The sequence below is a fragment of the Parabacteroides sp. genome (assembly GCF_977054455.1).
Genome location: NZ_CDRTCT010000002.1, coordinates 33,239 through 45,792, shown reverse-complemented (window position 1 = coordinate 45,792; position 12,554 = coordinate 33,239). Strand labels below are relative to the sequence as shown.

At 43.2% G+C, this 12,554-nt stretch carries 7 protein-coding genes; 4 read left to right on the top strand and 3 right to left on the bottom strand.

Annotated elements, in window-relative coordinates; translation table 11 throughout:
* Positions 1–36: 36 nt before the first annotated feature.
* The 4 genes from argB to ACW6QF_RS01135 all read left to right on the top strand — a co-directional run bounded on the left by argB (position 37) and on the right by ACW6QF_RS01135 (position 5,770).
* Positions 37–804 (top strand): acetylglutamate kinase, encoded by a 768-nt coding sequence (gene argB, locus ACW6QF_RS01150; protein WP_456086506.1) that lies wholly within the window; start codon positions 37–39, stop codon positions 802–804.
* Between the two features lie 261 nt (positions 805–1,065).
* Positions 1,066–2,535, top strand: a complete 1,470-nt coding sequence (locus tag ACW6QF_RS01145; RefSeq protein WP_456086505.1) for an ATP-binding cassette domain-containing protein — start codon at positions 1,066–1,068, stop codon at positions 2,533–2,535.
* A gap of 11 nt (positions 2,536–2,546) precedes the next feature.
* Positions 2,547–4,298, top strand: a complete 1,752-nt coding sequence (locus ACW6QF_RS01140; RefSeq protein ID WP_456086504.1) for a DUF6057 family protein — start codon at positions 2,547–2,549, stop codon at positions 4,296–4,298.
* 11 nt (positions 4,299–4,309) lie between these two features.
* Positions 4,310–5,770, top strand: coding sequence for a TolB family protein (locus ACW6QF_RS01135; protein WP_456086503.1), 1,461 nt, complete (start codon positions 4,310–4,312; stop codon positions 5,768–5,770).
* A gap of 76 nt (positions 5,771–5,846) precedes the next feature.
* On the opposite strand, the gene ACW6QF_RS01130 is transcribed toward ACW6QF_RS01135, so the two are convergent.
* From ACW6QF_RS01130 to ACW6QF_RS01120, 3 genes are read right to left on the bottom strand one after another with little or no spacing between them, the layout of a single operon-like run.
* Positions 5,847–6,716: a hypothetical protein gene (locus ACW6QF_RS01130; protein ID WP_456086502.1), complete on the bottom strand. Its 870-nt coding sequence runs from the start codon at positions 6,714–6,716 to the stop codon at positions 5,847–5,849.
* Positions 6,717–6,746: 30 nt separating this feature from the next.
* Positions 6,747–8,285, bottom strand: a complete 1,539-nt coding sequence (locus ACW6QF_RS01125) for a RagB/SusD family nutrient uptake outer membrane protein (protein ID WP_456086501.1) — start codon at positions 8,283–8,285, stop codon at positions 6,747–6,749.
* Positions 8,286–8,314: 29 nt separating this feature from the next.
* Positions 8,315–11,467, bottom strand: a complete 3,153-nt coding sequence (locus ACW6QF_RS01120) for a SusC/RagA family TonB-linked outer membrane protein (protein ID WP_456086500.1) — start codon at positions 11,465–11,467, stop codon at positions 8,315–8,317.
* Positions 11,468–12,554 lie beyond the last annotated feature (1,087 nt).

The following is a 12,554-nucleotide window of genomic DNA, read 5'->3' as shown; positions in this document are numbered from 1 at the left end:
ACCTTTGGCTCAAAAATTTTAAAATAATTTATAGGAATGGAAAAGCTTACGCTGATTAAGGTGGGAGGAAAGATTGTGGAAGAAGAAGAAACGCTCCGCAATCTGCTGAATGACTTCTCGCAGGTGGAAGGATATAAAGTGCTGGTTCATGGGGGCGGACGTTCCGCTACGAAACTGGCTGCACAATTGGGTATCGAGAGTAAGATGGTGGGCGGTCGCCGGATTACGGATGTTGACATGTTGAGAGTGGTTACAATGGTTTATGGAGGACTGGTCAATAAGAATATTGTCGCCGGCCTCCAGGCTTTAGGTATAAATGCGTTGGGGTTGACCGGAGCGGATATGAATCTGATGCGGTCGGACAAACGTCCGGTAGGAGAGGTTGACTACGGTTTTGTCGGGGATGTGAAAGAAGTGAATGCGGATCTGCTGGCATCCCTGATTCATCAGGGTATTGTTCCGGTATTGGCTCCCCTTACACATGACAAACAAGGACATATGTTGAATACCAACGCCGATACGATTGCAGGAGAAGCCGCTAAAGCTTTGGCGAAACATTTTGAAGTGACTTTGATGTTCTGTTTTGAAAAGAAAGGGGTTTTGAGGGATGAGAACGATGATGAAAGTGTGATTCCCGAAATAGACCGTACGGCTTTCAAGCAGTATGTGGAAGCAGGTGTGATTCAAGGAGGAATGATCCCTAAGCTCGAAAATTCGTTTCAGGCGATCGATGCCGGGGTTAAGCAGGTGATTATAACGCAGGCTTCGGATATTCATTTGGGAAAAGGTACACGCGTCTTTTAATATGTTACCAAATTTGTTGTAAATATTATGTTTTGCAACAAATTTAAGTCTTTAAATGATAATAAGTGAAATTATTTACTATATTTGTGGAGTAAATAGTTTAAGTGTATTTCTGAAACGAACGTTGGGGTATTGTACAGGTCTGTTTTTGGTAACTAATTTGCGAAGGAATATATAACAATATACCTGTACAAAATAGAAGGGGGAGCTTGGGAGAGTTTCCCCTTTTCTGTTACCTTTGCTTCGTGTAATAAAAAGGCGATGGAAAATAGGAAAATAATGGTGAATATTCGGAACGTCGTGACCCGCTTGCCGGAACTGCGTTTTGAAGAACCTCTTAACTGGATAATAGAAGAGGGACAACAATGGGCTGTCATGGGGCCGAACGGTGCAGGCAAAACGTTGATTGCCGACGTCATGCAGCGTAAATTTGCATTGAAGGAAGGCGAAGTTGCTTTCGGATACGAGGGGAATGTCGGTACCCTGGTGAAAAGTATTGCGTTTAAAGATATTTACTCCTTGGCCGATTGCCGTAATTCTTATTATCAGCAACGTTGGCATTCGACTGAAACGGACGAAGTCCCTACAATAGAAGATATATTAAATGAAGATGCGGGGTCGGAAGATTATCATAAAGTGTTATCTTTGTTCGGCATAGAAGAGTTTTTGCCGAAGAAACTGATCTTCCTTTCCAGTGGCGAATTGAGGAAGTTCTTGATTGTCCGTACGTTGTTGAAGCGTCCCCGTGTCTTGATATTGGATAATCCGTTTATCGGGCTGGATGCTCCTTCGAGAGGGGTCCTGGTGGAGATGTTGCAGCAAATGGCAAAGTTGAAAGGCGTGCAGGTGGTCTTATTGCTTTCCAATCCGGACGATATACCTGAGATGATTACGCATGTCTTGCCGGTCAAGCAGCGCAGATGCCTTCCGGTTTGCAGCCGCAATGAATTTCTGAAGGATACGGGGTTGATAGCCGATTTGTTCCCGTCTGAGGGAAAGGATGATCCCGTTCGGAGCGGATCCTTTTCCCTTCCGGTTGAGGAGCGGAAAGAACCTTCCGCCCATCTTGTTACTTTCAGGATGGAACACGTTTCGATCAAATACGGTAGCCGTACGATCCTGAAGGAGCTGGATTGGGAGGTGAAAAACGGGGAGAAATGGGCGTTGTTCGGTCCGAACGGGGCCGGCAAATCGACTTTGTTGAGTTTGATTTATGCCGATAATCCGCAATCGTATGCCAACACGCTTTATCTTTTTGACCGGAAGCGTGGTTCGGGAGAAAGTATCTGGGATATAAAGAAACGCATCGGATATGTTTCCCCTGAGATGCATCTCTTCTATATGGAGAATGTGCCGGTATTGAATATCGTCGGTTCCGGCTTTTTTGACTCGATCGGGCTGTTTAGGAAATGTACGGAACAGCAGCAACAGGTAGCTTTGGCCTGGATGCGTGTATTCGGTATCGGAGAGTTGAAAGACCGTTCTTTCCTTACGCTTTCTTCCGGCGAACAGCGGTTGGCGCTTTTGGCGCGTGCGTTTGTCAAAGATCCGGATCTGATTATCCTGGATGAACCGTTGCACGGTCTGGATGTGAGTAATAAGAAAAAGGCGGCTGCCATTATCGAGCAGTTCTGTTCGCGTCCGGGGAAGACGCTGATCTATGTCACGCACTATCCGCATGAATTGCCGGCTTGTGTGGATAAACGTTTTGAATTGGTTAAACACGCTTAAGGATTTGTCTGATGAAATACAAACTTGTAGCCTTTTGGTTGATCGTTTTCGGAGCTTTGTTCGCTTTTTTGCAAATGAGTTTCGAGTATCACTTTTATTATATAGAACAGAGCCAGCTGTTTCTGTTCTCCGAGTCGTATATAATGGATAAACTGGTTCTTCCGGGTGGCTTTTCCATGTTGGTGGCGGAATTCCTGGTGCAGTTTTTTATCCGGCCCTATGTCGGGGCGTTGGTCACTGCGGCCTTATTGACAGGTGTCGGGATTTGTACGGCTGGCATTGTGAAACGGATCGCGCCTGCTTCGGGGCTTTTTATCCTCTATGTGCTGCCGATGTTGGCTTTATTGTTCATGCATTTTGATTTCAATTACCGGGTGCAGGGTACTGTTTGCTATCTGATGATGACGGCTTCGCTCTGCGGGTATATGCGGATACGGAATGATCTTTTCCGTTTGGTTGCAGGCTGTGTGCTGGTTCCGGTTTTGTTCTGGCTGGCAGGATCGATTGCCGTCTTGTTCGCCGGAATGGTTTGCCTGTCCGAAGGGTTGCAAAAGACTCCTAAATGGTATATCTCGTTGATCGGGATTGCGGAAGTTATCCTATTGGGTGTCGGAACGGTTTATTTCTCTTTGATGGGTGAATACCGGTGGGTTTTCGGGCCGGATCTGTATTATCATTATACGCTCCATCCTAAAGAAATCATTTATTATTCTTGGATTTGCCTGCCTCTGGTTTTTCTCGTCGCTTTCTTTTTCCGGAATAAAAATAGTTTGTCCGGGAAGAAGTGGCGGGCGGGTATCAGTTGTATCGCTCAGTTGGCAGTGATCGGTGCCGTCTTGTGGTGGGGGATTCCCAAGTATAGCGATGCTAAAACGTTGAAGTTGAAAAAACTGGATTATTTTGCCCGTACGGAACAATGGGACAAGACGATAGAAGAGTGTAAAGGGAAACTGACTAACTTCTTATATATGTGCCATCTGAATATGGCATTGGCCAATAAGGGGGAACTTTCGGATAGAATGTTCTGCTTCGACCAGCGGGGACCTCAGGGATTGCTTGTACAATGGAATAAATCGGAAAATATCTCTTGCATGCTCAGTGATATCTATTTTACGATGGGAGCAACCGCTTCATCGCAGGAAATGGCTTTTGAAGGTTATGTGAGTGCTATGGAGGATGGTAATCCGCGTATGTTGAAAAGGCTGGTGCAGACGAATCTGATTTACGGCACGTATCCCATAGCCGAAAAATATATCTCGATACTTGAGAAGACGTATGCATACCGGGATTGGGCTCAATCACAGCGCAAATTTCTTTATAACGACGATGCTGTCGAAAACGATTCCGTATTGGGAACCCGCAGGCGGATGTTGCCGGACCGGAATTCATTGGCAATGATCGATGGATTGGCGGGAGACCTGGAGCTTTTCCTGGAAAAGGGACCGGCCAATTCTGCCGCATTGCAATATTTGGGTGCTATGTATTTGTTGGCCAAAGACCTGGAAGGGCTTAAAGGCTTGATGGAGAAATATTACGGAACGGAGTTTTTGCCCGCATTGCCCGTGCATTTCCAGGAAGCCGTCATTGTGATGTCTGAGAAAGAACCGGATTATTGGAAACGTTTCAATATCTCCGAAACGACTGTAGCCCGCTTTGCCGATTATAAAAAACAGGTGCTTGCGAACCGTAATAACAGTGCCATAGCTGGATTATTGAACCGGTCGTACGGAAACACCTACTGGTTTTATTTTATGTTTAAATGATGCGTAAGAACATGGAAAGAAAGAATCTATATTTATGTATGCTGGCAGCTTTGTTGTCCTGTTCCGACTCGGTGAAAATGAGTTGGACGGCAGAACATATGCCGAATATTTTTCCGGATTATGCCGGTGTGGTCATACCGCCTAATATCGCTCCGTTGAATTTCGCTTTGAAAGACTCTGCCGATGAGACACGGGCGGTTTTTTCGTCTGGAGAACAACGCTTTGTTGTGAAAGGTGGAAAGCGAGGCTTCGTTATTCCGGATACGAAATGGAAAAAAATGTTGGATGCCGCTACCGGGAAATCTATTCAAGTGACGGTCCAGGCAAGGCGAGGAGGCGAGTGGATGGCGTATGCCCCATTTTCAATTCAGGTAGCTCCGGAAACAGTAGACTCTTATTTGGCTTATCGCCTGATCGATCCCGGATATGAGTTATGGAACAAGATGGGCATTTATCAGCGGGATTTGGAGAGCCATACGCAAACTCCCATTATTGAAAATAAGATGAGTGGAAACAATTGTGTGAATTGCCATTCGTTTTGCATGCAGAATCCGGATAAGATGCTGTTCCATATGCGTGAAACTTTTCCGGGAACGATTTTGGTCGATGGCGACAAGATTGAAAAGCTGAATACCAAAACGAAGAAAACGATTTCTTCTTTGGTCTATCCATCTTGGCATCCTTCGGGCAAATATGTGGCTTTCTCCGTGAATACGACCAAGCAGGCATTTCATCTGAATGACAAGAATAGGGTGGAGGTATATGACGAGGCTTCCGATGTTGTGGTGTACGATGTGGAAAAACACGAGATTGTAACGGCCTCGAATATTTTCTCGAAAGATGCTTTTGAAACATTTCCGACTTTCTCTCCCGACGGAAAGACACTTTATTTCTGTACTGCGGAGGCACGGCCGATTCCGCAAGAATATTCGGAAGTCAAATATAACTTATGTTCTGTCTCCTTTGATCCGAAGACACGTGCTTTCGGGACACAGGTCGATACGCTTTATAATGCGAAGAGCGGCGGAATGAGTGCTTCTTTCCCGCGCGTTTCGCCTGACGGACGTTACCTTTTATATACGCTATCCGGTTATGGAAACTTTTCAATCTGGCATAAAGATGCGGATTTATACATGGCGGACCTTCAGACAGGTACGAGCCGTCCGTTGGCGGAAGTGAATAGTGACGATGTGGAAAGCTATCATTCCTGGAGCAGCAACAGTCGTTGGTTTGTTTTTAGCAGTCGGCGGATAGACGGTTTATATACGCGTCCGTATATTGCTTATGTAGGCGAAGATGGCAAAGTCGGCAAACCGTTCCTGTTGCCTCAGAAAGATGCCGGTTTCTATCAGGCCTTTATGAAATCCTTCAATATTCCGGAATTTATAACCGGAGAGGTAAAAGTGAAAGGCCGGGTCCTGGCCATTAAGGCGAAAGAAGATAAGGGGACGGACGTCGGGTTTGCCCAATAATAAGACCGGACAAAAAAATAGAGGCTGAGTCCTATTCTTTAGAACCAGCCTCTATTGTTAATGGGCAATTTCTTCTTTATGGAAGAGTAATAAGGATGGAACCTCCTTCTCCTGTATAGTCAAAACCTCCTTGTAAGGCTTCAATATAGTAATAAGGAGCTAATTGGAATGTCTTGTCATCAAGCTGTTTATTATTTGCTAAGGTGATTCCGTCAAAATCACTTGGATGATGTGCATAGATTGCATTTGAAGCGCTCCCGTCATAGTTGATTCCGATGAAGAACTTATTATAATAAATAATGCCATCCTTAATCCAGAATTCGATATAGTCACATGAAGTTGCGGCTACAGCATTTCCCCATTGGCCGTCATCATTCTTCAAGCCTTGTTCATACGGTTTCATTACGCGATAACGGTCGAAACCGTCCGCTTTTTGAATTTCCACATTATAAGGCTTTTCAGTGAAAGCCAAAACATCTGCAAATGTACCTGTACCCAAAGATACCCAATTGTAATCTTTGTTCACTGTCACCGAGATCGTATTACTGCCACTAAGAGGTTCTTCTGTATTATCCAATGTCAGTGTGACATTCAATTCCTTGCCAATTTCCAAAGGAGAAACGTTTACAGTGATTTTAGTGATATTTTCACCCGCAGCAAAGGTATAACCGGAGACGGTACAGCCGGCCAATGGTTCTTTACCGATTGTTGCTGTCAATGTAACTGCCCCGCTTAATTCGCTATCAGCTTTTGCGCGAACGACATCTACCGTGAAAGTCGGATCAGATGGCGAAACTGTAATATTTGCTAAAGAAGCGTTTATGAAAGTAGCTCCATTTGTTGCTTCTTTATAGATAGCACATTCTTGTTCACTGTCACAAGCCGTGAAACTTAGTGTAGTCAGAAGAAGAGCTATTAATGTTGAAATTTTTGAGATATATTTCATCGCTTTAATCTTTTTATCTGTGGATAGAATTTATTTAGTATCACCTACCGGATTTTGATCTTTTTCCGGATCCATATTAACATTTCCATCAAACTCTGTCTGTGGAATTGTCAATACCCACATGTAGCTTTCCGGATCATTTGCGTTGCGATTGACAAGCAAAGCGTCGGTCGGCCAACCCATCTCTGCAGTTCGTTTGAATCCTTGTTTCAAACGGCGAATATCATAAATACGTCCGGCTTCACCCCAAAGTTCAATTCGGCGTTGTATAATGATTTCTTCCAATAATGAACCTGTATAATCAGTGGTCAATTTTCCCATGGACGTACCGGATTTTTGGGCGCAACTGTAAGACGCGTCACGTTTGCTCATCAAATCCATTAAGTATTCGCGTGCGCCGGCGTCATTTCCTAAGCGGCATTCAGCTTCTGCTGCAATCAGATACATTTCTTCTATACGCATCCATACATAGTCTCCCATCCAAGTCTGGATATCGGAAAATTTGAATTTTTCCTGTTGATAGCCACCCTCTTTATTGTTGGCATCTTTGGGATTCCACCATGCCAAACGATCGTCTTCCGTGCCTATTTTTCCATATAGGTCTTTGTTGATCTGTTTACGAGCTGTTGCTCCATATTTATCGGCTGTAGCATCCATGTGTGAGAACAAACTTGCATACATACCGCTCTGGTCGGATATGATTTCAGCTCCCCACATGACGTTAGGTGCGCTTACGTTGTTCAAGCCTTTGAATTCTGAAACTTTAGCAATCGTGCAATTACTTGCGGCAATTGCATCTTCTGACGCTTTTTTGGCAGTCGCCCAGTCTTCCATCACTAATGCGATACGTGCTTGCAAACCTAATGCCGTGGCATGGTCGATATGCGAAATATGTTTGCGCGTCGTGCCGTTTAACCGTTCGACCGCTTTGCTGATATCACTTACGATCTGGTCGTATGTCTCTTGTACCGTGGAACGCGGTTTGCCTTCCGTACCGGCGACTGTCGGCTCGGTGTATAACGGGCAACAGGGTTCGGACTCATGGCCTTTATAGGTCCGGGCGAAACTCTGTGCCAACATGAAATAGGAATAAGCGCGTATTGCGTAAGCTTGTCCCATGATGTAGTTTACTTCCGTTTCCGTACCGGCCATCGTTTCTTCAGCCGCAAGGATATAGTTTGCATTGGAGATCCAAGTGTAATAGCAATTCCATAAATCGTATGAGCGCCAAGTGGTAGTGGTATATCTACTTTTTACGTTATACAAGCAATCGTACCAGAACCAACCGCTACCTGATGCAGACATAATCATGTCTTCGCCCATTACGTCGGCCATCAGGTTGTAGGCGCTGATACCGAAGCATTGATGTGTATTGCCTGTCGGAGACCATGCCGAATACATGGAGCGATAAAGACCGTTCAGTGGTACCAAAGCTGCGTTTGCATTAGCCAGCAGTCCGCTTCCGGACATTGAATCGGTCGGATTGGTGTCAAGAGAACTCTCTAAGCAGGACGACAGAGTCGTACAAGCCACCAGACCGACAATCATATATTTGAATATCTTTTTCATCTTGTTTCTTATAAAATAATGATTCTACTTTAGAAATTAATTTCTACACCAAAAGAATATGTTTTGTTTGGTGCGTATGAATAATCGGTTTCACCCTTAAAATTATATTGAGGGTCCATACCTTTCAAATGGGAAAATAACGCCAGGTTATCAATGGAACCGAAGACGCGGACATTTCCCAGCTTTGCCTTTCTCATCCAGTCTTTAGGCAAGGAATAACCTAATGTGATATTTTTGATTGCAAAATAAGATGCATTGATCAAGAAACGATCTGTCGTTGTATAAGAACCATTGATTTCCACGCGAGGAACATCCGTTATATCACCTGGCTTCTGCCAACGGCGTAACTGATGTTTATTCCATGTGTTTGTTGCATATTGGGCATTCATGGCACCCATATACAGGCCGTCATAAATCTTACCGCCAATTGAATACGAAGTCAGGACTGACAAGTCGATGCCTTTGTAAGAAAAGTCGGTTCCGATACTTCCGTAAAGATCCGGAATACGGTTGCCCTGATAATACTTACTGGTCGATGCTTTTGAGTAGTCGTCGCTGATACGTTCGTTAATGATGTTTCCGTTTTCATCCTTGTCGTACACCCAATAGAGTTGAGCTCCTGTGGCAGGGTCTACCCCGGCTGATTTTGCCATATAGAACGTATTGATAGGCATATCCTCTTTAATACTGTAAACACCTTTAATGATTTCAGGTGCAGTGCTTGTCAGTTTCAGTACCTTATTTTTTACAGTCGATCCCATCAAGCTTATATTCCAGACGAAATCGTCCGTTTTGATAGCAGTACCTCTTACCTCAAATTCGAAACCTGAGTTTCTCATGTCTCCGACATTGGCATTGTAGCCGTTGAATCCGGTAGAAGTGGCCATCGGATAACTTAACAGCATATCGACTGTCTTGCGGTTATAATATTCAGCGTTGACAGATAAACGGCTTCCCAGTAATGTCGCTTCGATGCCGACATTCAAATTACCATTTTTTTCCCAAGACACTTTTTGGTTTTCCAATGAAGTCACCAAGCCTCCGATCTGATTTGCATTCGGCCATCCCAAATCGTACAGGCTCTGCCATAAGTAATAATTGCTTGTCTGATCCGAATTCAGGATATTGTCGTTACCTTGTTGACCATAGCTCAACTTTAAAGACAAGTTGTCGACCCAATCAACATCTTCCATAAACGCTTCCTTGGAAATACGCCAGTTACCACCTACAGACCAGAATGTTCCCCAACGATGATCTTTATGGAAACGGGAAGAACCATCCGTACGCAATGAAGCGGAGAAATAATATTTCTCATCATAGTTGTAGTTGAAACGTCCCAACCAGGATTCAATGCGATAATTATCGGTATAAGAGTCGGCTGCATACAAAGTCGTTCCCGGACGCAATTCAAGGATACCATCGACTAAGTTTGTCTTTCCGGCTTTAAGGTATTCATAGCTGTAAGCATAAAATTCGTGTCCGACCAAAACATCAAAAGAATGTAATCCGAAAGAACGATCCCATGACAGTAATTGATTGAACGTATAACTCTGCATGCGCGTGTTGTATTTTGTCAGCAAACCGCCGGCTGTAGCCTGGTTACCGTGATACATATTCATGTAGCTCATTCGTGACTGGTTACGATAGTCAAGACCGAAATTAATATTCAGTTTGATCCCCTTGAAAATACCGAAATTATCCTTGTCCGAACCAAAAGTCATACCTGTACGAAGACTTGCCACGTCATTTTTTTTGTTTGATTTGTCGTCAGTCAAACCGCCAACAGGGTTGTAATCCGTATAACTTCCCGGACGTCCGTTCTCACCATAATCCAACTGAGGCTTGCCATTTTCACCCAACACATTCTTTCCATCCAAACCCTTTACATAAACAGGGAATAACGGTGAAACGAATTGAGCCGAATACCATACATTTGATGTCGAAGAACCATCGTAGTCGCTATAATCCTGCACAGAGTTCGATAAAGAGGCGTTAACATTGGCTTTGAACCAATCCGTTACATTTGAATTAACGTTTACGCGGGCATTATAACGTTGAAAGCCCGTATTGATAAGAATACCATCTTCATTCAAATATCCGAGTGAAAACATATACTTCGTTTTGTCAGAACCTCCGTTTACGGATAACTGGTGTTCTTGTCTGAATGCATTATCACGCTGAACAGCGTCCATCCATCGTTCATCCCAAGCTGAGGCTGCATCAGCCTGTACCATTCCGGTTTCAGGATTGATCAAATTGTCCCAAGTATAGTTCTTAAACGGGTTGTATAATTCACCGCCTAAATTGGCACTTAAACCGGCTCTTGCCATCTGTTGTGCTTGTTCCCATGAATAACCGGAGTTGAATGCATAACCGTTACGAAGAGCTTCATAAGTCAATTGGACGAATTCTTTCTGATCAACCATATCATACGGTTGGATGGCACGTGAAGCCCATCCTACGGTAGAGCGCCATGTAACCTGGGCTTTCCCTTCTCTACCCTGTTTGGTCGTGATCATGACGACACCATTTGCACCACGTGCACCATACAAAGCACCGGCGGAAGCGTCTTTCAATACAGTCATGGACTCAATGTCAGACGGATTGATAGAGCTTAAAGATCCATCGAACGGAATGCCATCGACAACGTACAGTGGGTCTTGTGATGCGTTAATTGAACCGTAACCGCGGATCACAATGGAAGCATCTTCGCCAGGCTGTCCGGATCCGGAAGTTGTTAACAAACCTGTAGCCTGTCCTTCCAATCCTTTCGTTAAGTTCGTGATAGGGCGAAGTTCTAACTTTTCATTACTAATCGTAGAGGCCGATCCAGTAAAAGAACTTTTTTTCGCAGTTCCATAAGCGACAACCATTACTTCATCAAGCATCTGATTATCAGATTCCAAAGTAATTTTCAAATTCGGTTTCACTCCGATTTCCTGGGCCTTCATACCCACGAAGGAAACTACCAGAGTCTTTGCAGAACTTGGTACATCCAGAGAAAATGTACCGTTAAAATCTGTTACCGTACCTATAGTCGTACCTTTAACAACTATAGATGCACCAATGATGGGCTCGTTGTCTTCCGCCGAAATAACAGTACCTGTTACTTTCGTCGTCTGAGCGTTGGCCATCCCAATACCTAATAATAGGCAGAATAAAAGGAAAGTTAACCTTTTCATAGACACACTTTTTTTGTTTAACTTATAAATAACTAATTTGCACTATCTGTTTTTTTACACATCATGTAATGTATAAATATTCCTAAGAGAGGGCAAATGTAATAATAAATTTATTATAACAACTAAAAACTAATAGGATTTTACAAAAATGGGGATGATAATTAACAAAAGATCATGCAAAATGGATATTTTGGATTGAATTCTCATGACATTCCTCTTAATTCCGCCTCCTTTAAAATTATCTATTTTTAACCTCTCGCCCAAGCATCGTTTTTGGGCGATTCTGAGGGGTCAAAAAAGAGCTCAGGTCTACAAGGGTAGAAAATAATCAAAAACTGATAAATATTATGGTATGATATTGCAATACACTCCGATCTTGGTAGAAGTTAGACAAATCAGTTATCTTTTTCCGGCTATCAAAAAGTCAAATCAAAACAATCCTCTTCTTTAAGCCCTAAAACAAGACTACGCCTTGTGCCGCAAAAGAGAGCCTGCGGTATGAGGAAAGCCTCGCCTTAAGGCTACCCGACAGGACATAGCCCAGAGCACAGCCCTAAGGTATCGACACTATAATCACAAACATGAAACACACCGGTAAATCATCATTCACTTCCAAGAAATGAACCTGTTCTAAACGGATTTATATATGATAAAAAATACAAGAACCCCTCCCAAAAAGGCGGATATCCATATATTGTTAACATTCAGACTCTTGCCAAATATCTTGTTTCTTAAAAAATATTACCCTTGCGGGAAATTTGAAATATATGGGGTATAAAATCAAATTTCATGCGCTACTGTTTCGATCCAGACCAACGGGTATTTTGGAAAATCGTACAATAAGTAAGAAATAACAAAAAGTTTGCTTTAAGCAAAGCATGATAATATGACAGTTGTTTTCGCAATCAATAATAAGTTTCTATAATAATAGACCAATTGTACCGCTAAAGAATCAGGATAAAACTGGTAGAACAGTAGTCCTATTTACGATTATCTTTGAAGGAACCATTATTTAGAGTATATATATTAAAACTCTGAATATCAAATATATCTATATGAATCATATTCGATGCGTAATTTCTTATAA

What these genes read in the sequence shown, in the direction of transcription:
- ACW6QF_RS01145 (WP_456086505.1), top strand. Translation starts at nt 1,066, where the DNA reads ATGGAAAATAGGAAAATAATGGTGAATATTCGGAACGTCGTGACCCGC.
- ACW6QF_RS01125 (WP_456086501.1), bottom strand. Translation starts at nt 8,285, where the DNA reads ATGAAAAAGATATTCAAATATATGATTGTCGGTCTGGTGGCTTGTACG.
- argB (WP_456086506.1), top strand. Translation starts at nt 37, where the DNA reads ATGGAAAAGCTTACGCTGATTAAGGTGGGAGGAAAGATTGTGGAAGAA.
- ACW6QF_RS01130 (WP_456086502.1), bottom strand. Translation starts at nt 6,716, where the DNA reads ATGAAATATATCTCAAAAATTTCAACATTAATAGCTCTTCTTCTGACT.
- ACW6QF_RS01135 (WP_456086503.1), top strand. Translation starts at nt 4,310, where the DNA reads ATGGAAAGAAAGAATCTATATTTATGTATGCTGGCAGCTTTGTTGTCC.
- ACW6QF_RS01120 (WP_456086500.1), bottom strand. Translation starts at nt 11,467, where the DNA reads ATGAAAAGGTTAACTTTCCTTTTATTCTGCCTATTATTAGGTATTGGG.
- ACW6QF_RS01140 (WP_456086504.1), top strand. Translation starts at nt 2,547, where the DNA reads ATGAAATACAAACTTGTAGCCTTTTGGTTGATCGTTTTCGGAGCTTTG.